Origin of the sequence: uncultured Sphingopyxis sp., from assembly GCF_900078365.1 — a bacterium.
In the GTDB taxonomy this organism is placed as follows: Bacteria; Pseudomonadota; Alphaproteobacteria; order Sphingomonadales; family Sphingomonadaceae; genus Sphingopyxis.
This window is the reverse complement of sequence record NZ_LT598653.1, coordinates 603,194-625,490: the sequence shown is the minus strand read 5'-3', so window position 1 is coordinate 625,490 and position 22,297 is coordinate 603,194. Positions and strand designations below refer to the sequence as shown.

At 66.0% G+C, this 22,297-nt stretch carries 20 protein-coding genes and 1 tRNA gene; 5 read left to right on the top strand and 16 right to left on the bottom strand.

Features of this window, described 5'->3' with window-relative positions; all coding sequences use genetic code 11:
- Positions 1-344: 344 nt before the first annotated feature.
- The 9 genes from QZL87_RS02800 to QZL87_RS02760 form a co-directional block, all read right to left on the bottom strand.
- The gene (locus QZL87_RS02800) at positions 345-1,352 is read right to left on the bottom strand and encodes a PhoH family protein (RefSeq protein ID WP_295323490.1); all 1,008 of its coding nucleotides are present in this window, start codon (positions 1,350-1,352) and stop codon (positions 345-347) included.
- Positions 1,353-1,484: 132 nt separating this feature from the next.
- Positions 1,485-2,834: a tRNA (N6-isopentenyl adenosine(37)-C2)-methylthiotransferase MiaB gene (gene miaB, locus QZL87_RS02795; protein ID WP_295323488.1), complete on the bottom strand. Its 1,350-nt coding sequence runs from the start codon at positions 2,832-2,834 to the stop codon at positions 1,485-1,487.
- A 7-nt stretch (positions 2,835-2,841) separates the two neighbouring features.
- Positions 2,842-3,630: a lysophospholipid acyltransferase family protein gene (locus QZL87_RS02790; protein WP_295323486.1), complete on the bottom strand. Its 789-nt coding sequence runs from the start codon at positions 3,628-3,630 to the stop codon at positions 2,842-2,844.
- Complete coding sequence (locus QZL87_RS02785; protein WP_295323483.1) at positions 3,599-4,024, bottom strand: Fur family transcriptional regulator; 426 nt, start codon at positions 4,022-4,024, stop codon at positions 3,599-3,601. The genes QZL87_RS02790 and QZL87_RS02785 overlap by 32 nt, the downstream gene beginning before the upstream one ends.
- Positions 4,025-4,159: 135 nt before the next feature.
- A complete protein-coding gene (locus tag QZL87_RS02780) occupies positions 4,160-4,594 on the bottom strand; it encodes a MucR family transcriptional regulator (protein ID WP_295323481.1) in 435 nt (144 codons plus the stop codon).
- Between the two features lie 103 nt (positions 4,595-4,697).
- Complete coding sequence (locus QZL87_RS02775) at positions 4,698-5,180, bottom strand: GNAT family N-acetyltransferase (RefSeq protein ID WP_295323479.1); 483 nt, start codon at positions 5,178-5,180, stop codon at positions 4,698-4,700.
- A complete protein-coding gene (gene tsaB / locus QZL87_RS02770; RefSeq protein ID WP_295323476.1) occupies positions 5,177-5,797 on the bottom strand; it encodes a tRNA (adenosine(37)-N6)-threonylcarbamoyltransferase complex dimerization subunit type 1 TsaB in 621 nt (206 codons plus the stop codon). Before tsaB ends, QZL87_RS02775 begins: the two co-directional genes overlap by 4 nt.
- Before the next feature lie 19 nt (positions 5,798-5,816).
- The gene (locus QZL87_RS02765) at positions 5,817-6,410 is read right to left on the bottom strand and encodes a malonic semialdehyde reductase (RefSeq protein WP_295323474.1); all 594 of its coding nucleotides are present in this window, start codon (positions 6,408-6,410) and stop codon (positions 5,817-5,819) included.
- A gap of 26 nt (positions 6,411-6,436) precedes the next feature.
- The gene (locus QZL87_RS02760) at positions 6,437-7,009 is read right to left on the bottom strand and encodes a NifU family protein (protein WP_295323472.1); all 573 of its coding nucleotides are present in this window, start codon (positions 7,007-7,009) and stop codon (positions 6,437-6,439) included.
- Positions 7,010-7,072: 63 nt separating this feature from the next.
- Between QZL87_RS02760 and QZL87_RS02755 the strand changes: the two genes are divergently transcribed.
- Together QZL87_RS02755 and QZL87_RS02750 are read left to right on the top strand one after the other, a co-directional pair.
- Positions 7,073-7,945, top strand: coding sequence for a hypothetical protein (locus tag QZL87_RS02755; protein WP_295323470.1), 873 nt, complete (start codon positions 7,073-7,075; stop codon positions 7,943-7,945).
- 76 nt (positions 7,946-8,021) lie between these two features.
- Positions 8,022-8,097 (top strand) — tRNA-Thr (locus tag QZL87_RS02750).
- A gap of 91 nt (positions 8,098-8,188) precedes the next feature.
- On the opposite strand, the gene QZL87_RS02745 is transcribed toward QZL87_RS02750, so the two are convergent.
- The 6 genes from QZL87_RS02745 to QZL87_RS02720 all read right to left on the bottom strand — a co-directional run bounded on the left by QZL87_RS02745 (position 8,189) and on the right by QZL87_RS02720 (position 17,373).
- Positions 8,189-11,092 (bottom strand): TonB-dependent receptor, encoded by a 2,904-nt coding sequence (locus tag QZL87_RS02745; protein WP_295323468.1) that lies wholly within the window; start codon positions 11,090-11,092, stop codon positions 8,189-8,191.
- A gap of 658 nt (positions 11,093-11,750) precedes the next feature.
- Positions 11,751-13,265 (bottom strand): glycoside hydrolase family 27 protein, encoded by a 1,515-nt coding sequence (locus QZL87_RS02740; RefSeq protein ID WP_295323466.1) that lies wholly within the window; start codon positions 13,263-13,265, stop codon positions 11,751-11,753.
- Between the two features lie 35 nt (positions 13,266-13,300).
- The gene (locus QZL87_RS02735) at positions 13,301-14,716 is read right to left on the bottom strand and encodes an amino acid permease (RefSeq protein ID WP_295323464.1); all 1,416 of its coding nucleotides are present in this window, start codon (positions 14,714-14,716) and stop codon (positions 13,301-13,303) included.
- Positions 14,717-14,741: 25 nt separating this feature from the next.
- Positions 14,742-15,392 (bottom strand): GntR family transcriptional regulator, encoded by a 651-nt coding sequence (locus QZL87_RS02730; RefSeq protein WP_295323462.1) that lies wholly within the window; start codon positions 15,390-15,392, stop codon positions 14,742-14,744.
- 55 nt (positions 15,393-15,447) lie between these two features.
- Positions 15,448-16,446, bottom strand: a complete 999-nt coding sequence (locus QZL87_RS02725) for a 4-hydroxyproline epimerase (RefSeq protein WP_295323460.1) — start codon at positions 16,444-16,446, stop codon at positions 15,448-15,450.
- A 12-nt stretch (positions 16,447-16,458) separates the two neighbouring features.
- Positions 16,459-17,373, bottom strand: coding sequence for a dihydrodipicolinate synthase family protein (locus tag QZL87_RS02720; RefSeq protein ID WP_295323457.1), 915 nt, complete (start codon positions 17,371-17,373; stop codon positions 16,459-16,461).
- 69 nt (positions 17,374-17,442) lie between these two features.
- Between QZL87_RS02720 and QZL87_RS02715 the strand changes: the two genes are divergently transcribed.
- Genes QZL87_RS02715 through QZL87_RS02705 form a run of 3 tightly spaced genes read left to right on the top strand, consistent with a single transcriptional unit; the run spans position 17,443 to position 20,713 of the window.
- Positions 17,443-18,663, top strand: coding sequence for an FAD-binding oxidoreductase (locus QZL87_RS02715; protein ID WP_295323455.1), 1,221 nt, complete (start codon positions 17,443-17,445; stop codon positions 18,661-18,663).
- Positions 18,664-18,668: 5 nt separating this feature from the next.
- Positions 18,669-19,847, top strand: a complete 1,179-nt coding sequence (locus QZL87_RS02710) for a Xaa-Pro peptidase family protein (RefSeq protein ID WP_295323453.1) — start codon at positions 18,669-18,671, stop codon at positions 19,845-19,847.
- The gene (locus QZL87_RS02705; RefSeq protein ID WP_295323452.1) at positions 19,844-20,713 is read left to right on the top strand and encodes a glycoside hydrolase; all 870 of its coding nucleotides are present in this window, start codon (positions 19,844-19,846) and stop codon (positions 20,711-20,713) included. Before QZL87_RS02710 ends, QZL87_RS02705 begins: the two co-directional genes overlap by 4 nt.
- Positions 20,714-20,731: 18 nt before the next feature.
- Here QZL87_RS02705 and QZL87_RS02700 read toward each other — a convergent pair whose 3' ends face one another.
- Positions 20,732-22,297 carry a family 43 glycosylhydrolase gene (locus QZL87_RS02700; protein WP_295323451.1) on the bottom strand — a complete coding sequence of 522 codons (1,566 nt, stop codon included), beginning with the start codon at positions 22,295-22,297 and terminating at the stop codon, positions 20,732-20,734.

Genomic DNA, 22,297 nt, shown 5'->3' with positions numbered 1-22,297 from the left:
TAAGGGGTTCGAGGCCGCTGGCGGCCGGAAGCGGATCTATCTTTCATCGTCACCCCGGACTTGATCCGGGGTCCATTCACGCGGCGTGGAGAGAATGGATCCCGGATCAAGTCCGGGATGACGAATGTCTGAGACCGACCGATTGCGGACATGGAGAGAAGAAAGCCCCTCCCCTTCAGGGGAGGGGTTGGGGTGGGGTCTATCGGCCTTGCGCAACACCGATAAACCCCACCCCACTACGACTAGGCAGCAAGCTGCCAAGTCTTCGTTGCCCCTCCCCTGAAGGGGAGGGGCTTGATGGATCGCAATGGCAGTTCACCACCCCATAGCCGTCATCGCTTGCGTTAAGCCCCCGGCCCCTCATAGGCCTCGACGATCCGGCCGACGATCGGGTGGCGGACGACGTCGGCGGCGGTGAAGCGGCTGACGTTGATGCCTTCGAGCCCCTCGAGCCGCGCGACCGCGTCGGCGAGGCCCGAGGTCGCGGGCATCGGCAGGTCGACCTGCTTCGGGTCGCCGCAGATCACCATCCGGCTGTTCATGCCGAAGCGGGTCAGGAACATCTTCATCTGCGGGATCGTCGTGTTCTGCGCCTCGTCGAGGATGATGAAGGCGTCGGCGAGGGTGCGGCCGCGCATGAAGGCCAGCGGCGCGATCTCGATCTCGCCGCTCGCGATGCGGCGCTCGACCTGCTCGGCGGGCAGGCAGTCGTGGAGCGCGTCGTAGAGCGGGCGCAGATAGGGATCGACCTTTTCCTTCATGTCGCCGGGGAGGAAGCCGAGCTTTTCGCCCGCCTCGACCGCGGGGCGCGAGAGGATCAGGCGCTGGACGCTGCCGGTGATGAGCTGCGCGACCGCCTGCGCGACCGCGAGATAGGTCTTGCCGGTGCCCGCGGGGCCGAGCGCGAAGATCACCTCGTCGCGCGCGAGCGCCTGCATATAGGGGACCTGCGACGGCGCGCGCGGGACGATCGTCTTCTTGCGCGTGCGGATCATCACCGGCGGCGCTTCGCTCGTGTCGTGGCGGATGATGCCGTCGAGCGTCGGCTGCGCCGACATCGCGATCACCCCATCGACGAGCCCCGCGTCGACCTCCTGCCCCTGTTCGATGCGATTGTAGAGTTCGGTGAGCACGTCGCGCGCGCGCGCCGCGGCTTCGGCCTCGCCCTCGATCTGCACACGGTTGCCGCGCGCCGAGATATAGACGCCGAGGCGGTTCTCGATCGCGACGAGATTGCGGTCGAACTCGCCGAAAAGAATGCCCAGAAGCTGCGTTCGCTCGAACTCCGCCGTCAGTCGGACGCGGTCGCCGGGTTCGGCGGGGGTGGAGGCGGTCAGCGGGCGTTTGGACACGTGGGCAGGGCTCCTAGCTTCGATAAAGGACTGTGTACTCCCGCGAAGGCGGGAGTCCATCTCCGGTCGTCTCAAATTTAAGCAGTGGGTGATGGGTCCCCGCCTTCGCGGGGACACAGGAAGCCCGAGCCACTAGGCGACTGCTTCCATCAGAAGTTCGGCGCCGAGGCTGTTCGGCCCGGCCGAGGTGACGCGCACGTCGACCATGTCGCCGATCGCGAGGCCCGGCGCGGTGACGTGGACCGACTGCAGCCAGGGCGATTTGCCGATCAACTGGCCGTCATGCTTGCCCTTGCGTTCGAGAAGCAGGCGCGTCGCGCGGCCGACGGTCGCTTCGTTGAACCCCTGCTGCTGCTCGTTGAGCAGCGCCTGAAGCCGCTGGAGGCGATCGTTCATCACCGCCTCCTCGACCTGATCCTCCATGCTCGCCGCGGGCGTGCCGGGGCGGCGCGAATAGATGAACGAGAACGAGGTATCGAAACCCACGTCTTCGATCAGCTTCATGGTCTTGTCGAAATCTTCTTCGGTTTCACCGGGGAAGCCAACGATGAAGTCGCCCGAGATCGCGATGTCGGGGCGCGCTTCGCGGACGCGTTCGATGACGCGCAGATAGCTGTCGACGCTATGGCTGCGGTTCATCGCGGCGAGGATGCGGTCGCTGCCCGCCTGCACCGGCAGGTGGAGAAAAGGCATCAGCTTCTCGATCTCGCCATGCGCCGCGATCAGCCCGTCGGTCATGTCGTTGGGATGGCTCGTCGTGTAGCGGATGCGCTCGAGCCCGTCCTCTTTCGCGAGTTCGCGGATCAACCCGTCGAGGCCGATCGCCCTGCCCTGCTCGTCCTCGCCGTCCCACGCATTGACGTTCTGCCCGAGCAAGGTGATCTCGCGGACGCCGCCCGCAACGAGCGCGCGCGCTTCGGCGATCAGGTCGGCGAAGGGCCGGCTGATCTCGGCGCCGCGCGTATAGGGAACGACGCAATAGGTGCAGAATTTGTCGCAGCCTTCCTGCACGGTCAGGAAGGCGGTCGGGCGCTGGTTGCCGCTGCGCTTCGGCAGCGCGCCGAACTTGCTTTCGAGCGGCATGTCGAGGTCGACCGCCTTCTCTCCCCGCTCGGCGCGCGCGATGAGGCCGGGCAGGCGGTGATAGGCCTGCGGGCCGACGACGACGTCGACGCTGGGCGCGCGGCGCGCGATCTCGGCGCCTTCGGCCTGCGCGACGCAGCCAGCGACGGCGATGGTCGGCGTGCTGCCGTCGGCGCGCTTCAGCCGGCCGATGTCCGAATAGACTTTCTCGGCCGCCTTTTCGCGGATGTGGCAGGTGTTGAGCACGACCAAATCGGCGTCGGCGCCATCGGCCGCCGCGACATAGCCCTCGGCGCCTAGCATCTCGGCCATGCGCTCGCCGTCATAGACGTTCATCTGGCAGCCGAAGGATTTGACGTGGAAGGTCTTCTGAGGATTTGGGAGAGAGTCGGATTTCATCGGCGCGCTATAGGCGATGCGGCGCGCCGGCGGAAGACCGCGCGATTTCGGCCGCGATCGTCGCACGCGCCGCCTCGGCGAGCAGCTTGCGATCGCCCTCGACGATGTCGGGGAGCGGATCGAGATAATGGATCGTCAGATAGATCGGACGCTTGCGCGCGAGCAGCCGCTTGAAATTGTCGAGCCCGGATTCGGGATCGAGCCAGGCAATGTCGGTCGCCTCGGCGCCATAGTCGAGCAGGACCGGCTGGACGCGCAGCTTCGGCGGGGTCGGGATCACCGCCTGGAACAGCGAGGCGCGGAAGGGCAGCAGTCCGTCGCCCGGCCCGGTCGTGCCCTCGGGAAACAGCGTCACCGGCCGGCCGCGCGCGAGCGCACCCCGCAGCTCGTTCGCCTGATTGTGAATCTCGCGCCGCGCCTCGCGCTGGACATAGACGGTGTGGTTCTGGTCGGCGAGCCAGCCGACGAGCGGGGTCGTGCCCACTTCGGCCTTCGACACGAAAGCCGAGCGCGCCGCGCCGCCCAGCGCCAATATGTCGAGCCAGCTGACATGATTGGACACGAACAGCACGTCGCGCCGGAGCCGCGTGCCCGTCGTGCGGATGCGCAGCCCCGCGATCCAGCCGGCGGCGTTCATGAAGGCCATGACCATCGGCGACGGGCGGCCGGCGGCGCGATAGAGAAGGTGCGGGACGATCAGGAATAGAAGCGTCAGCACCATCAGGGCGAGACGGGCGACCGTCCGCCAGGTGATCGAGCTGCGATCAGTCGCGCTTGCGATCGATGGCGACACCATAAAGCTCCATGCGGTGGTCGACCAGGCGGAAGCCCAGCCGTTCGGCGATCACTTTCTGCAACGCCTCGAGCTCGGGATCTACGAATTCGATCACATTGCCCGTTTCGACGTCGATCAGATGGTCGTGATGCGCCTCGGGCGCGGCTTCGTAGCGCGAGCGCCCGTCGCCGAAATCGTGGCGGTCGAGGATGCCCGCTTCTTCGAACAGGCGCACGGTGCGGTAAACGGTCGCGATCGAGATGCCGCTGTCGAGCTTCGAGGCGCGCTCATAAAGCGTCTCGACATCGGGATGATCCTCCGAATCCGAGATGACGCGCGCGATAATGCGGCGCTGTTCGGTGATGCGGAGACCCTTTTCGTGGCACAGGGCTTCGAGATCGATATTGCCGGACATGCTTGCCTTTCCTGCAGATGCAGCCGTGTCTGTCTTTGTTACAAACTGTATAGGGATGCCCCGCGAATAGGACAAGGGCGGCGCCCCTGCGGGCGCCGCCCTTCCCTGCCCCGCGGGGCCGTCTTTTGCAAAGCGTTACGCCTTGGCCTTGCGCTTGCGCCCGCCGCCACGGCCCTTGGTGCCGAGACCGATTTCCTTCGCCAGCGCGCGGCGCTTTTCGGCATAGTTGGGCGCGACCATCGGATAGTCGGCGGGAAGCCCCCATTTGGCGCGATAGTCGTCAGGGGTCATGCCATAATGCGTCATCAGGTGGCGGCGCAGCATCTTCAGCTTCTTGCCGTCCTCGAGGCAGACGATGTAGTCGGGCTTGACCGAAGTGCGGATCGAGACCGCCGGCACCGGCTTTTCCTCGACGACCGGCTCGCTTCCGAGGCCCGACAGCGCGGCGTGAACATTATTGATCAAAATGGAGAGATCGGAAATCGCGACGCTGTTGTTGCTGACATGCGCCGCGACAATGTCGGCGGTCAGCGTGACGAGCATCTCGTTGGTGTCGGCAGAATCGGACATGAGACTATTCCTTGTTTTACCCAGAAGCGTTGCGGCGAATATTGGCTTTTTTCTTCCGCCCTACGGATTAGTGCCACTTCGGATGCAATTCCGCAATGACCGATCAGTCGACTCGACGCTCCCCGCCCGGTCGGCGCATTGTAATCGCGTCGCGAAGCTTGCCGTCGTTGCCGCGATAATAGGCGGGCCGCCGTCCGCATTCGGTAAAGCCCGCGCGTTCATAAAGATGAACCGCGTCATTGTCGGCTCGCATTTCAAGGAAATAGTCTTCCACGCCCTGTCCGGCGGCCCAGGCGCGCCAGTCGTCGATCAATAATCGCCCGATCCCGCGGCCGCGAAACTGCGGGTCGACCGCGAGCAACAATAATTCGCTTTCTGGTCCCGCGATCCGCGCGGCGGAAAAGCCGCACGCCTCTTCGCCCTCCCACGCCAGGCACACGCGCGCCGAGGGCAGCGCGAACAGGGTCAAGAGCTGCGCGCCGGTCCACGCCTCGCCATAGGCGGGCTCGAACGCCGCATCCATCACCCGCATCACCGCGGCGAGATCGCCGACGCGCGCGGTGGCGAGGCGGATAGCGGCGGTCATGCCGGGGCCGCCATCGGCTTCGCATCGGGCGCCCGGCCATAGATGGGGCCCGGCCGGTCGGTGATCGCGCTCGCGGGCAAGCGCAAAAAGGCGCGCGCGTCGGGCAGCATCGCGAGCGCGCGCCCCGAACCGCGTTTCGCGACAAAGGCCTCGGCGCGATTGCCGACGATCAGCGCGTCGCCGAGCCGGACGGCTTCGTCGGGAAGCAGCGAACGAAGCTCGCCGCGCGGCGCGAGGTCGGCCGCGAAAGGCTGGACGAACCATTGGCCGTGGCCGCCCTCCATCACGACAAGCGCGCCGCCCGCCGCCGCGATCTCGTCCGCCGCCGCGGCGGCGGCGAGCGCGAGCGTCGAAAAGCCGCGGACCGGCACTTGCCAGCCGAGCGCGAGCGCGCGCGCCGCCGCGATGCCGATGCGCACGCCCGCAAAACTGCCCGGACCGCAGCCGACGGCGATGGCGTCAGCGCGGCCGCCGCCCGCAAGTTCGGCGATCAGCGGAACGAGACGCTCGGCGTGACCGCGCCCGATCACTTCGTGGCGATGATCGACGACCGCGCCCCCCTCGATCAGCGCCACCGAGCAGGCCTCGCTCGCCGAATCGATGACCAGATGGCGCATGGGACGGAGCGCGCGCCGTTCAGGCGATGCGATTGAAGCGCGCGAAATCGGGGCGCGGGCTGCGCTCGAAGATGGTCGCGGGATCGCCATAGCCGAGCGTCGAGATGAAATTGCTCTTCACCTTGGGCTCGCCGGCGAAAAAGGCCCGATCGACCGCTTCATTATCGAAACCCGACATCGGCCCGGTGTCGAGCCCGAGCGCGCGCGCGGCGAGGATGAAATAGGCGCCCTGGAGGCTCGAATTGCGGAATGCCGTCGTCTCGGCAAGCGCGTCGTTGCCCGCGAACCAGCTCCGCGCATCGGTGTGCGGGAAAAATTCGGGCAGATGCTCGTAAAATTCGGTGTCCATCGCGATGATCGCGGTGACGGGCGCCGCGCGGATCTTGCCCTCATTCCCCGGGATGGCGAGCGCGGCGAGCTTCGCCTTCGCTTCGTCCGAGACGCACCAGACGATCCGCGCCGGTAGGCTGTTCGCGCTGGTCGGGCCGAACTTCATCAGGTCCCATATCGCGTGCAGCTGCGCTTCGGAGACGGGTTTGTCGAGGTAGCCATTATAGGTGCGCGCGGTGCGAAACAGCTGATCGAGAGCGCTGTCGGAAAGCGGCTCGCTCATGGGCTAACTCCTCGAGGAAAAAATGATCAGACGGCGTGAACTGCCGTTACCTCGGGAACATAATGTTTCAAGAGGGACTCGATGCCATTTTTGAGCGTCGCGGTCGAGGACGGGCAGCCGGCGCAGGCGCCCTGCATCTTCAGATACACATTGCCCTTGTCGAAACCGCGATAGATGATGTCGCCGCCGTCGTTGGCGACCGCGGGCCGCACACGCGTTTCAATGAGTTCCTTGATCTGGTCGATGATGTCGGCGTCGGCGGGATCGTCGGCAAAGCCCTCATCCTCGGCCGGAACCGAGAAACCCGCGCTCGCCGCGTTGAACAGCGGAACCTCGGCGAGAAAATGATCCATCACGATGCCGAGCACGTCGGGCTTCACATCGGCCCATTCCGCGCCGGGGGCGATCGTCACCGACACGAAATCACGGCCGAAGAACACGCCGGTCACGTCGCCGAGCGAGAAAAGCGCGCTCGCGAGCGGCGAGGCTTCGGCCTCTTCGGGGCTGGCGAAGTCGCGGGTTCCCGTCTCCATCACCGCCCGGCCGGGCAGGAATTTGAGCGTCGCGGGGTTGGGCGTCGATTCGGTTTCGATCAGCATGGAGTGCATGTGGGGCGCATTCACGCTTTGTGCAAGGTGACGCGCATGCGCTAGGACGCGCCGATGCGCCGCTTCACCCATTTCGCCGCCATCGACTGGTCGGGCGCCCGCGGCGAGCGCCAGCGCGGGATCGCGCTCGCGGTGGCGAGCGGCGCGGCGGCGCCCGCGCTCGTGCGGCCCGGCCATATCTGGTCGCGCGCCGAAATACTGGCGTGGCTGGAGGAGGTCGCGGCCGCGGGCGAGGATATGTTGATCGGCTTCGATTTCTCAGCCGCCTTCGCCTTTGCCGACGCGGGCGCCTATTTTCCCGAATGGAGCGAGAGCCCGGCCGATATCCGGGCGCTTTGGTCGCTGGTCGAGCGGCTCGCGCGCGGCGATCCGCATTATGAGGCCGGCGCCTTCCTCGCGCATCCCGACGCGCGGCGCCATTTTCGCCACGGCCGCGGCGATGTCGGCGATCTTTTCGCGCCCGGCGCGGGCCGCCTGCGCGTCGTCGAGCAGCATCAACGCGCGACGAAGCAAGCCGCGAGCGTCAGCAATTTCAACCTCGTCGGCGCGGCGCAGGTCGGCAAGGCGAGCCTTTCGGGCATGCGCCTGCTGCACCGGCTGGCGGGCCGGATACCGCTGTGGCCGCTCGGCCCGGTTCCCGCCCGGGGGCCGCTGCTCGTCGAAATCTATACGAGCCTTGCGGCGCGCGCGGCCTGCCTGCCGCCGGGGCGCAGCAAGATCCGCGACGGCGCGGCGCTCGACGCGGCGCTCGGCGCTCTGGGATCACCGCCCGCCCGCCTTGCCGGCCCGGTCAGCGACCATGCGAGCGACGCGCTGCTGACCGCGGCATGGCTGCGCACGATCGCGAGCGAGGCCGCCCCCTGGTCCCCGCCTCCGCTGACCCCGGTTCTTGCCGGGACCGAAGGCTGGACATTCGGCATCGTCTGACCATTTTCGGCCTGCCGCATTTTCCCGCATGTCCGCTGTTCCCATCGGGCCGAAAAATGCTTAGGGGAACGCGAGCGCCGGCTTAGCTCAGTTGGTAGAGCACCTGATTTGTAATCAGGGGGCCACGGGTTCGAATCCTGTAGCCGGCACCATTCGAGCCTTCCGTAACGGCGCCAGCTTCCCCCTCGTCACGTCCGTCAGGAGCCGTGATGCGGGGAGAGAAGCCGGCGCTGTCTTCAACCATCAGAATTTCGCGGTCAGTCCGACAAAGATCATGCGGCCGAGCGGATCATAAACGCCCGGATAGGTATTGCCGTTTCCGAAAGAGCTGAGCAGCCCCTGCGCGATCGCGGGCGGATCCTTGTCGAACAGGTTGTTGATGCCCGCGCGCACCGTGAAATTCTCCAGCACGTCGACCGTGCCGGCAAGGTCGAAATAGCTGTAAGCGTCGATCTTGCTGTTGATGACATAGGGCGTGCCCTGGAGGAATTCATTGTCGGTGTTGCTCGACAATTTGGCGCTGCCGAAATAGCGCCAGTTGAGCGAGAGCGTCGCGTTCGACCACGGCATCTGCCACGTCGTGCGCAGCTGATGCCGCCAGCGCGGCGTCGGCTGGCCGCAGGTCGGCCCGAACAGCCCCGCGCAGTCATAGGTTCCAAGCCCCGGAAGCGGCTGCACCTGATGCTTGTCGAGATAGGTGCCGACCAGTTCGAAATTGAGCTTGCCGCCATCGTTCAGGCCCAGCGTATCGAGGCCGAAGCTGTAGCTCGCCGTCGCGTCGATGCCGGCCGATTTCAGATAGCCGGTGTTGAGCGTGGTCGCCGTGATATAGCCGTTGGTTCCAAAGATCACGCCCGTGGTGGGGTCGCGGTTGAACAGGTCGCAGAAGAACGGATTGCCCGTCTGGATACACTGGTTGATCGTCAGGAAGGGATCGACGGTCCCGATATAATTGTCGACCTTGATGTTGTAATAATCGACCGAGACCAACAGGTTGGGAATGGCCCGGGGCGTCAGAATCAACCCCGCGGTATAGGTGTCGGCTTCTTCGGGCTTGAGCGCCGGATTGCCGCCGCCCTGGGTGACGCAGGTTTCCGCCGGGCATTCGGGGATGTTGCCATAGAGCGCCTGCGTCACGCCGGTGAGGGCGCAGCGATCGAACGACGCGACGGGCGAGGCGCCCGAGCAGGGATCCTGCCCCTGAACATTGCCCAGGCCGCGGGCCGCGAACAATTCGGCGACGTTGGGCGCGCGGATCGCATGGTTGTAGCTGGCGCGGAAACGGATGTCGCGCGATGGCGCATAGTCGAGTTCGGCCTTGTAGGTCGTCGCGCCATAGCTGGTTTTCGTGCCGTCGAGACTGTCGTTGGTATAGTCCGAATAGCGCAAGCCGAGATTGACGCTGAGCGAATGGGCAAGCGGCATGTCGGACAGGATCGGCAGTTCGAGTTCGCCATAGACTTCCCGGACCTTGATCTTGCCCTGCGATTCAAGCGTCCCCTTTTGCTGTGCCAGCGCGTCGGCCCGGAAATCGAGCGTCTCGATGCGCTGCTCGACGCCGACCGCGAATCCGATCGCCTGCGACGCCCAGGGGCTCTGGATGCCATAGGCGCCGAGTTCGCCGCTGATTCCCGCGTTGAGCACGGTGATTTTCTGCTCGCCGCGCGTGAAAGTCGGGGCATAGATATAATCATAGACGCCGGGGTCGATCGTGCCGAAACCGAACACGTCCATCGGCACGCAATCGGGATCGCTGCCGTCGATGACCGATTTGCAGGTCGCCACGCCGTCGACCTCGACGACCTGGAGCGCCTTCTTCGCCTTTACCGGGTCGATATCGTTCTGGTAATTTTCGTTGAAGATCGCCACCGCGCGCAGCGCGCCGACGTCGTAGCGGATCCCCGGTGCGATCTCGCCGCGCACCCCGCCCTGAAAGCGATAGTCGGTGTGGCGCAGGTCGTCGCGGCGCGGCGCGCTGCCCTCGCCGGTCATACGATAGCCAATGAAGGTATCGCGGCTGGTGTCGGTGCCCGCCGCGGCGCCGCAGAGCGCCCCCGCCTGCTGCGCGCTCAGGAAGGGATTGTCGCAGTTGATCGAATAGACCTCGCCCTGGAACAGGGCCGACGGCGCGGCTTGCGAAAAGCTGTGGTCGTCCATGAACATGAAGCTGCCATAGAGTTCGGCGGCCGAAGACAGTTCATAATGTGCGAAGGCGCCCGCGGTATAGCGGCGATCCGAACGCTGCATATAATTGGTCGGCGCATAATTGTAGCGGAAGCTGCTGTCATACGGCACCCAGGTCTTTTGGCCGTCCTTGGTGTTGTTATAAGTGACGGGCGATCCCGAGACCGGGTCGGCGAGAACGGTGAACAGGCCGAATTCATTGTTGCTCGAACCGCCGCAGACAAAGCCGGTGCGGTCGTCATTGGGGTCGAGCGCGCAGGCCGAATAGTCGCGCGAGCCCTGCAGCACGGGGTTGACGCGCCGATAGCCCGCATAGGCGGTGACATTCCCGCGCCCTTCGGCGAAATTGGTGCCGACGGCGAAATTGACGTCGAGCTTTTCGCCATCGGTGACCGATTTGGGCGCGTTCTGATAGCCGTTGCTGTCGATCAGGTCGCGCAGCGTCCCGTTGTTGTTGCTGTGCTGATAGAAACTATATTGCCCATCGACGCGGACGCCGTCGAGATTCTTGCGCAAGATGAAATTCACCACGCCCGAAATCGCGTCCGATCCGTAAACCGCCGATGCACCGCCGGTCACGACGTCGACGCGCTCGACCAGCGACGACGGGACGAAATTCACGTTGATCGCCTGCGTCGGCAGCATGCGCTGGCCGTCGATCAGGACGAGCACGCGGTTCGAACCCAGGTCGCGAAGATTGACGTTCGACGTGCCGTCCGACCCGTTGGAGACATTTTCATTGGCGTCGGCGGTGAATTGGGGAAGCCGGTTGAGTACCGATTCCACCGTCGTCGCACCCTGATAGCGAAACTCCTCGTCGCTCACGACGGTCATGGGGCTGTTGCTGTCGAGGTTGGGCCGCCGGATGCGGGTGCCGGTAACGACGATCGCCTCGCCTGCGTCGCTCGCAGCCGGGGCGCCGCCGGTCTCGCTCTGCGCCATGACCGGCGTGGCAAGAAACATCGTCGCTAGCGCACTGGCGCTTGCGCCCAGCAAACAGCGGGTAAGTCCGTCCTTCATTGCAACCTCCCAAAAAGCTCTCGTGGCCTTGCCCATTGGTGAGCATGTCGGACAATTTAAGCATGTCTGACAATTAGGAGTCAAATACATTATACGATTTACTGTATACGCACCAAAGTGCGTGGTTTTTGAGGCGGTTCCGGCGGATGGGCGGTGCTTTACCGGAGCCGCGATCGCGGCGAATCAACCGAGGGCGAACGAATCACTCCGCCATGCCAGGCTGGCGGATCGGCTGCGGAGCAGGTTTCCTGCTAGGGTCTGTCCTGATTTAGCGGAATCAAGCCCCTCCCCTTCAGGGGAGGGGTTGGGGTGGGGGCTCGAAAACCTGCGCAAGGCCGATGGCCCCCACCCCCGACCCCTCCCCTGAAGGGCAGGGGCTCAATCGGTTCAAACTAAATAGGAGAGACGCTAACAGGAAGGGACGCCAGCGATGGCCGTAGCATTGTTCGCCGCATCGCGTCGCGTTCACCAGGCCGGCGCTGAAATCGCTATCCGATACCGACCGATCCGATCGTCATGGTCCAATCGGCCGCCCCCGCATCGTCCCGATTGCGGCTGGGCCCGCTTCTCGCGCCCTATCGTCGGACGAGAAAGGGGCCGGTCAAATCGGCTCGCCATCGACCCGCAGCAGCACCGCGCCATGCGCCGGCACCGTGAACTGCAAATCGTCGATGGCGACTGCCGCACCGCGCCACAGGTCGCGCACCCGCGTCAACCGCGCCAGATCGGCGTCGGCCGCCGTCGGCGCCATTTGCGCCGCCGCCTCTCCGCGGTTGAAGAGCGCCAGCGCGACCGACCCGTCCGCCAGTTCCTTGCGCCACACCTCCAGCGGGCCTTCCTTGCGGATCGCGCGGCCCTGAACGCCCTTGACGTCCTGATCGATGGCGATGACTTCGCGGTTCTTGAGAAGGCGCAGCGCGCTCTCGGGGGTCTGCCGCAGGTCGTGTCCCATGATCAGCGGCGCGGCCTGGATCGCCCACAATGTCAGGTGCGTGACATATTCGTCCTCGCTCATGCCGCCATTGCCGACCTCCAGCATATCGGGATCGTTCCATCCCCCCGGCCCGGCGTGGCCGAATTTCGGATTCCGTTCGAAGCCGATGTCCGACATGGTTGCATAATCGTCGGTGATGTCGCCGGTCGTGCGCCACAGATGGCCGCCGACCGATCGCCCCCATTCGGACACGTCGAACCGACCATATTGGCACAAGGAGTAGAGCATCGGCCGCCCCGTCGCTTTCAGCGCGAGCCCCATTTCATAGTAGCTGCGCTTCACCTTGTCGGCGTCGTCGTAGAACCATTCGCCCGAGCATAGATCATGTTTCAGATAGTCGAATCCCCAGTCGGCAAAGGTCTGGGCGTCCTGCTGGATATGTCCGTAGCTTCCTTCATAGCCGGCGCAGGTCCGCGGACCCTGCGACGTATAGATGCCGATCTTCAGCCCCTTCGAATGAACATAGGCGGTGAGCGCCTTCATGTCGGGGAATTTCGCATTGGGCTGCAGCACGCCGTTCGCGTCGCGCTCGCCCTGCCAGCCATCGTCGATGTTGACATAAAGATAGCCGGCATCGCGGAGGCCGGTCGCGACCAACGCGTCGGCCATCGCGCGGATCGTCGCATCGTCGATCTTGTCGCCGAACTTGTTCCAGCTCGACCAGCCCATCGGCGGCGTCGCGGCGAGGTTGTCGGGCGCGATCGCTCCCAGCGGCGGAAGATCGGGGGCGAAGCGAAAGGCGCGGGCCTCGGCGTCCTTCACCCCGCCGCGGCGGCCGTCCTGCTCGACATGCGCATACCATATATCGCCGGTCAGCTTGACGCCCGCAGGGGTGAACCGCGCCGTCCAGCGGCGCGTGGGATGCGCCTTGTCGTTGAGGTTGCGTAGGTCGAAGGTCAGCGTGTCGCCCTCGATACGGGCATTCTGCAAAGCGATCGGCCCATACCATAAGGTCGTTACGCTGCCGCTGATCACGCCCGCATCGTCCGCCACTTCGAGCATGGTGACGCCGGGATAGCTCGGCGCGTCGTCGAACAGCCAGACGCCTTCGACCGCGGAACGCGCCTGGGCGGGAAGTTGCAGCGCCAGAGACAGGCACAGCGCGGCCAGCAGCAATCGCATGATATTTTCCTTTGAACCGGGAAGGATAGCGTCGATCAGGCCGCGATCGCCGAACGCTGGCGCGCGCTGCGCCACCGCCCATAGGCGAAATAGATCGGAAGACCGGCGAGGTTCCAGATGATGAAGCGGACGATGGTCGACGACGGCAGGCTGACGAGCAGATAGAGGCAGCCGAGCACCGCGGCGGTCCCGACGACATAGGGCGCGGGACAGCGGAACAGCCGTTCGATTTGCGGCGCGTTCCGGCGCAGAACCATCAGGCACACGCCCACGGCGATGAAGGCGAGCAGGGTTCCGGCATTGGCGAGCTCGGCGATTTCGTCGAGGCGGAAGATGCCCGCCACCGCGGCGATCGACAGGCCGGTCAGGATGGTGATCAGCGTCGGCGCGCCGGTCCTCGGGCTGACCGTTGCCAGCCGTTTGGGCAAAAGCCCGTCGCGCGCCATCACAAAGAAGATGCGGCTTTGGCCGTACATCATCACGAGGATGACCGACGGCAGCGCGATGATCGCCGCGAGCGCCACAAGATGCGCCGCCACCGGCTGGTCGAGCGTGCGCAGGACGAGGGCGAGCGGCTCGGTCGAATTGGCGAGTTGCTGAAAAGGCAGCGCGCCGACCGCCGTGATCGCAACCCCCATATAGATGAGGGTACAGACCAGCATCGAACCGATGATGCCGATGGTCAGGTCACGCTTCGGCTGCTTGGTTTCCTCGGCCGAGGTCGCGACCGCGTCGAAGCCGTAAAAGGCGAAAAACACGATGGCCGCCGCCGCCATCACGCCGCGCTTCTCGCCTCCGCTTTCCACCGATCCGAAGCCATAGGGCATGAAGGGTTGCAGATTGGAGAAATCGAACGCGGGAAGCGCAAAGGCGATGAAGGCCGCCAGCGCCAGCAATTTGATGATGACGAGAATGATGTTGAGGGTCGCGCTTTCCCGCGTGCCCGCGACGAGCATCCCCATGACCGTCAGCGAGACCAGCACCGCGGGCAGGTTGACGATGCCCCCGTCATGCGGCCCCGACAGCAACGCCGGCGGCAGCGCGACGCCCGCGGATTGTATCCAGCCCACCAGATAGCCCGACCAGCCGACGGCAACCGTCGAGCAAGCGAGCGAATATTCGAGGATCAGGCTCCATCCGACGATCCACGCGATGGTTTCGCCCAATGCGACATAGCTGAACGTATAGGCGCTCCCGGCCGCGGGAATCATCGTGGCAAGCTCGGTATAGGCGAGCGCGGCGCAGGCGCAGACCATTCCGGCGATCGCGAAGGCCAGGATCACGGCCGGCCCCGCGCGCTCCGCTCCGACCCCGGTCAGCGTATAGATGCCCGTCCCCACGATGGCGCCGACGCCCAGCGCGATCAGATGCGGCCAGCTCAATGTTTTCGCCAGCGACTGGCTTGCCTCGTGCGACCGGATGTCATCGAGCGACTTGCGCGGACCGAACATTCATTTCTCCCCGTTCGTCGCCGGCTCAGACCGCGACTTTCAATTGTGCTTTCAGATCGGCGAGCGTCGCCTTGATATGCTCGGTCAGCAGATGTTCGACGGTATCGCCGTCGCGCGCCATCCATGCGTCGAGCAGTTGCCGGTGTTCGAGATGCGCCCGCGATTCGCGGCCCGACGGCTCCAGATGGGCGACCACATAACGCTCCGAAAGGATCGAAAGCCGTTCGACCATCTGGGTCGTGAGCAACCGGCCGCCGACCCGGACGAGCGCGGTGTGGAAATCGCGATTGCGCATCGCGACATCGGCCAGATTGTCGCTGGCGGCGGCGTCGAGACGCTCGTACACGCGCTGCGCCTCCTCGCGCTCGGCGTCGTCGGCATGGACGGCCGCGAAGGCGGCGGCGGCGGGCTCGAGCGCCAGCCGCAGCGCATAGATTTCGTCCGCCTCGGCCGCCGACATCGGCCGGACGAGATAGCCGCGGTTCGGGTGGCTGATGAGCAGCCCCTCCTGTTCCAGCCGGGCCAGCGCCTCGCGCACCGGAATCTTGCTGACCCCCAGTTCGGCGGCCAGCGCGTCTTGGCGGATCGGCATGTCGGTCGCCAGTTCGCCGACGACAATCTGCTCGCGAACGATATCGAACACGCGTTCGGACAGGGTGCGGACCACTATACTCATTTCAAATACTCCAAAGCGGGGCGGAACGCCGGACAGTCCGGGCGCCCCCCACGCGCTATTTGACCTGAAATCCGTCCCAGAAGCGATCGCTGCGATCAATCCAAATCGTATTGAAACCGGTGGCGATCGCGGAACCCGTGATCGACGGAATGATCGCCGGCTGCCCGGCGATCGTCGTTTCGGATTCGACGCGCCCGGTGAACAGGCTGCCGATATAGCTTTCGTGAACGAAGCGGTCGCCGGCCTCCAGCTTGCCGGCCCCGGCAAGATGCGCCAGGCGGGCCGAGGTGCCGGTACCGCACGGGCTGCGGTCGATCGCCTTGTCGCCATAGAATACCGCGTTGCGGCCATCGGCCCCGTCGGCGCGCGGCTTGTCGGCCCACAGCACATGGCTGACCCCCCGGATCGTCGGATCGAGCGGATGCACCGGTTCGAATTTGGCCTGCACGGCCTGCCGGATCCGCCCGCCCAGTTCGATCAGGCGCGCGGCGCCCAGATCGTCGAGCCCGGTATAGCCGCCCTGCGGCTCGACGATCGCATAATAATTGCCGCCATAAGCGACATCGACCGAGAGCGCCCCGATGCCCTCCACCTCGATCGCGATACCGCGCGCGGCGACATAGGCGGGAACATTGACGATGCTCACCGCCGTCACCTTGTCGCCATCACTTTCATAGGTGATGTCGATGACGCCCGCCGGAACCTCGACCTTCAGCCGGCCGGGCGTCGCCGGCACGATGAGGCCATGTTCGAGCGCGAAGGTGATGATCCCGATCGTGCCGTGGCCGCACATCGGCAGGCAGCCCGATGTTTCGATGAACAATATGCCGACGTCGGTGTCGTCCCGGGTCGGCGGATACAGAAACCCGCCGGACATCATGTCGTGACCGCGCGGCTCGAAACACAGGCCGGTCCGGATCCAGTCGAACCGGGCCAGGAAATCCTGCCGCCGCGCCGACATCGAATCGCCCTTCAGCATCGGCGCGCCGCCTGCAACCAGACGAACCGGATTTCCCGCCGTATGCCCGTCGATGCAGAAGAAGGTGTGACGCATCGCCAGCCGGCCTCAGGCCGCTTTTGCGCTGACCGAGGCCGGGCGGGTGGCGGCCGCCTGTTCCACCATCGCGATCACCTCTGCCCGGCGCGCGCCGACGAGCGGCAGACGCGGCGGCAGCACCCGCTCCGAACCGCGGCCCATGACCTGTTCGGCCAGCTTGATCGACTGGACGAGGTCATGCTCGGCGTCGAGGTGGAGCAGCGGCATGAACCAGCGATAGATTTCCAGCGCCCGCGCATGATCGCCGCGTTCGAACGCCGCGACCAGCTCGACCGACTCCTTCGGGAACGCATTGGTGAGGCCCGAAACCCAGCCCTGCGCGCCAAGATACAGCCCCTCGAGCGCGACGTCGTCGAGACCGGCGAACAGGACGTAGCGATCACCGAACGCATTGCGAAAATCGGTGAAGCGGCGCGTGTCGGGCGCCGATTCCTTGACCGCGACGATATTGTCGACATCGACCAGCGCCTCGAGCACGGCCTTGTCGATCACCGTGCGATAGGCCGGCGGGTTGTTATAGAGCATGATCGGCAATCCGGTCCGCTCCGCCACCCCTTTGAAGTGGGCGACCAGCTCGTGCGGCTGCGGAACATAGACCATCGGCGGCAGCAGCATCAGGCCGTCGGCCCCCGCCTTTTCCGCCGCCGCGGCGTAACGCACCGCGCGGCGGGTATCATATTCGGACACGCCGGTGATCACCGGCACGCGCCCCGCAACCACTTCGACGATGGCCGACAGAACGGCGATCTTTTCATCATATTCGAGCGAATTATTCTCGCCCACGGTGCCCAGCGCGATCACGCCGGTCACGCCGTCCCGAATAAGATCGTCGACCACGCGCTGCGTATCCGCCAGATCGATCGACAAATCCTCGCGCAGCTGGGTCGTCACTGCCGGAAAAACGCCCTTCCAACCAATCGTCATAAAAAATCCTGCTCTTGAACCTGAATATCGTATACGGTACACAATCTACCTTTGCAAGAGAGGATCGTTGTGCGCGTCAATATCATCGGCGGCGGTATCGTGGGGCTCTGTTCGGGCATGGCGCTGGCCGAGGCGGGCCACCGCGTCACGATCATCGACGACGATGCGGACCGTCGCGCGGCCTCGTGGGGCAACGCCGGCCATATCGCGACCGAACAGGTGGCCCCGCTCGCCTCGCCGGCTTCCTTGCGCACCGCCTTTCGCCGCCCTTTCGCGGCGGGCGGGCCGCTCGACCTGCCGCTGTCGGGGGTTCGCCACTGGCTCGGCTTTCTTCCCCGCTTCCTCGCGGCGGCCCGGCCTGCGGCATTTCGCAGCGGCAGCGCCGCGCTCGGGTCGCTGCTCGACGGGGCGTTGCCCGCCTGGCAACATATGGCCGCGCTGGCCGGCAAGCCGATGCTGCTTCGCGCCGACGGCCATTATATTTTGTGGGAAAACGCGGCGATCGCGCGGGCCGGCTCGGCCGCCTGGCACGCGGCCGACATCGGCACCGCCAGCCTTCACACGGTCGAGGCGGCCGAGATGGCGCGTCTCGCGTCGCTGGTCGGCGTCCCGATCGCGGACGCCTTGCGGTTCCAGGGCAGCGGGCAAATCACGGACCTCGGGGCGCTGGCCGACGCGCTGGAGGACGCGTTTCGCGCGCGGGGCGGCACGATCGAGCGATCGTCCGCGCGGCTTGCGGTCGATGGCGGCCGGGCGCGCGTCGAGGGGCATGACGCCGACATCGTCGTCGTCGCGGCGGGCGTGCGCAGCCGCGCCCTGATGGAACAGGCCGGTCATGTCGTCCCGCTGATCGCCGAGCGCGGCTATCATATCCGCGCCGCGGCGGGCGAATGGCCGGCCGGCCTTCCGCCGCTGGTGTTCGAAGACCGCGCCATGATCGTCACGCGCTTTGCCGACACGGTGCAGGCCGCCAGCTTCGTCGAATTTCATTCGCCCGGCGCGCCGCCCGATCCGCGCAAATGGGACCGGCTGGAACGCCATGTTCGCGAACTCGGCCTGCCCTTCGCTCCACCCTTCACCCGCTGGATGGGCGCCCGCCCGACGCTGCCCGACTATCTGCCCGCGATCGGCCGGTCGCGCCGCATCGGCAATCTGGTTTATGCCTTTGGTCACCAGCATCTGGGCCTGACGCTCGCCGCCGTGACCGGCGACCTGGTGCGCGCCCTGATCGAACGGGAAAGGCCCATGGTCGACCTGGCGCCCTTCGACCTCGCCCGCTTTGGAGAATGAAGACGATGACGATTGGATGTTCGACCGCCGAAATCGAGCTCGCGAGCCTCGCGCCCTGGGCCTCACCCGCCCCGCCGATCGGCACCGCGGAACGGCGCGCGCGCCTCGCCGCAGCGCAGGAGCGGATGGCGGAGATCGGCGCCGATGCCATGCTCGTCAACGCCGGACCAAGCTTGCGCTATTTCACCGGGGTGGCATGGGCGCCCTCCGAGCGGCTGGTGGCGATGCTGTTGCCCGCGGCGGGCGAGCCGAGGATCATCTGCCCCGCGTTCGAACGGGGATCGCTGATCGCCGAACTCGCGATCGACGCCGATCTGCTGCTTTGGGAGGAGGATGAGGATCCCGTTCGGCTGGTCGGAAAGCTGCTTGCGCCGGGCGACACGCTCGCGGTCGACCCCCTGTTGCCTTTCGCCGTGGGCGAGCGGCTGCGGCGCAGCTTCGCTCTGGTCGATGGCTCGCCCGCCATCGACGGTCTGCGCATGGTCAAATCGCCGTCCGAACTCGCGCTGATGGGGCAGGCAAAGGCGATGACGCTCGAAGTCCACCGGCGCGCGGCGCGAATATTGGCGCCGGGAATCCGTGCCAGCGAGGTCAAGCGTTTCATCGACCGGGCACACCGCGCGCTGGGCGCCGGCGGATCGAGTTTTTGCGCCGTACAGTTCGGACGCGCGACGGCCTTTCCTCACGGATTGCCGGAGGATCAGCAACTGCAGGAGGGGCAGCTTGTCCTGATCGATACGGGCTGCACGATCGACGGCTATCACAGCGACATTACCCGCACCTATGCCTTTGGCGCGGTCGAATCCGAAATCCGCGCGATGTGGGAGCTGGAAAAGGAGGCGCAGGCCGCCGCCTTCGAGGCGGCGCAGCCGGGCGCGTCGTGCGAAAGCGTCGACACCGCCGCCCGCGACGTTCTGGAGCGCGCGGGGCTCGGTCCCGATTACCGGCTGCCGGGCCTGCCGCATCGCACCGGGCACGGGATCGGCCTTTCCATCCACGAGCCCGCCTATCTCGTGCGCGGCGACCGGACGCCGCTGGCGCCGGGCATGTGTTTTTCGAACGAGCCCATGATCGTCGTCCCCGACCGCTACGGCATCCGGCTGGAAGATCATTTCCATGTCACCGAGACAGGCGCCGCCTGGTTCACCGAGCCCCAGCATTCGATCGATCGGCCGTTCGCATGAAGCGTCCGCTCATCGCCGCTTGCCTGCTGCTCGCGGGCTGCGCAGAAGCGCGCCCGGTGATCGGCCCGCCGCCGCCCGCGCTCGCGCTCGACCCCTTTTACACCAAATCGGTGAGCGCGGCGGGCATCCCGATCAGCGCGTCGGACGCGGTGCCCGACGAAGCCCTGTTCACCGCCCGCCGGATCGTGCTGGCGATGCTCGAAAAGCGTCCCGATCTCGCGCATGCGCTTGTATCGGCGGGGCAGCGCGTGATGATCATGGGCGTCGAGGAACAGACCACCGACGTCCCCGAACAGCGCGATTGGAAAAAGCCGGCGATCGACGATCCACGCCTGACGCGTTGCGAACGCAAATATTATGCGGAGCGGATCGGGCGCCTCTCCGACCGCGAATATTGGAACAGCCGCGCGCGGGGCATGGGCGGCCTGCTGACCAGCGGGGCGACCGAAAATCTTCTGGCGATGCCCGGCACCCGCTATTTCGGCGAAACCATATTGGTCCACGAATTCTCGCACGCGATCTTCGACGCGATGGAAACCGCCGACCCGGCTCTGTTCGCGCAAGTCCAGAAAGCCTATGCGGACGCCATGACCAGACATCTGTGGGACGGCCAATATGGCGCGACGACGGCGCATGAATATTGGGCCGAGGGAACGCAATTCTGGTTCAATTCCAACAAGCTCGCCGTCATCGACGGCAGGCGCATCCTGTCCGATGCCGACCTCAGCCGACACGATCCGGCGCTCGCGGCGGCGCTGAGGGCGGTTTATGGCGACCGGCATCGCCTGCCCGGCGACCCATTCTACCGCCACCCCGCCCGCGTTCCGGACGGCCCGCCCTCGCAAAGCACCGGCGAGACCTGCTGATCGCGCCCTCGCGCGCGTTCATCCTTCGCAGGGTGCGGCGCGTTCGTCGGGTTCGGCCGGCGGCACCGCCGCGCGGGGCGCCAGCGCCTCCCACTCCTGCACGCCGACGCCCGCGTGGACGCCGCCATCGCCCGACGCATCGAACACCGCGCGCAAGCAGCGCGTCGTGACCGCCGGGAACGCGACCGCCTCAAATTGTCCGGGCACGGCGCCATAGGTGCCGGCGCCGCGAACGCGTTTCCAGCCCCGATCCCAATATTCGAGGTGCCAGGCGCGCGGCGGCGCCACGCCAACGCTCGCGCCCGCCGGCTGGTCGGCAAAGAACCAGATCCGGCTGCCGGTCAGCGTCACGGGGCGGTGCCAACGATATTCGATCCACGGCCGGGCGGGATTCCGGCCGGTCCAGCTGCCCCACATTTCGGGCGGCAACGGATTTTTGCGGACCTTGCCGTCATTCAGCGCCCGGATCCAATATTGCACAGGAATCGGCTGGTTCGACGCGGCGGCGGCCGCGGCGCCCGCGATGTTGCGCGTCGGCGCCGCCGCGGGCATCGGCGCGCGGGTCGGCGTGACCGGCCGGATCGCCGGTGGCGACACGCTGTCGTCCCATATGAGCCGGTCGAGCGCGACCGATCGGCGGAAATGGCCGCCGTCCCTGGCGTCGGCGGTATGATAGGCCAGATACCATTGCCCGCGGAACTCGACCGCGCCCGCGTGGCTGGTGGTCGATGACACGGGCTTCAGGACCACCCCCCGCCACGTCCACGGCCCCAATGGCGAGGAGGCGGTGCCATAGGCCTGACAGGCGTGATAGACGGCGGGCGTGCAGGGGCTGTCGGGGCCCGCATTGTTACCGGCGTAGATCATGTAATAAACGCCCTTGCGCTTCATGATCCACGGCGCCTCGAAGAAGCCCGTCAGCCCCTTTATCGCATGTTCCTGGCCCGCGGGGGTGACCATGTCGCGCGCGAGTTCCATGCCGCGCAGCTGCCCGAAAGTGCCCCAGTAGATATAGACCCGGCCGTCATCGTCGACCAGCACCGTCGGGTCGATATTCTGTATATCGTTGGCCTGCGGCACCCGCTGCGAGATGATCGGGCCGGCGGGATGCGCGTCGCGCCAGGGGCCGAGCGGCGTATCGGCGACCGCGACGCCGATGGCGAAGCGGTCCTTCGCACCGCTTTCCTTCTCCATGACCGAGGCATAGAAATAGAAGCGCCCGTCGCCCCCTTCGACCACTTGCCCGGCATAGGCGCGGCCGGGTTCGGCCCAGGCGAATATGGCGTCGGGGCGCATGGTCGCCGGATAGTGCCGCCATTGTCCCGAAGCAGGGCTCTGCGTCGCCAGCATCTGCCATTCGTTCATGATGAAGTCGTTGACGTCCGGGGCCGCTTCATCGCGTCCCGCCAGGATATAAAGCGTATCGCCGACGACCAGCGGCGCGGGATCGGTGGAATAAGTGCGGCCATCGGCCAGGATCGGGTTGCCCTTGCTGACGATCGCTTCCGGCTGCGGCGCGCCTTGCGCGAGGCAGGCCGGCGAAGCGGCCCATATCAGACCGGCGAGAAACACCCCCCGCATCAT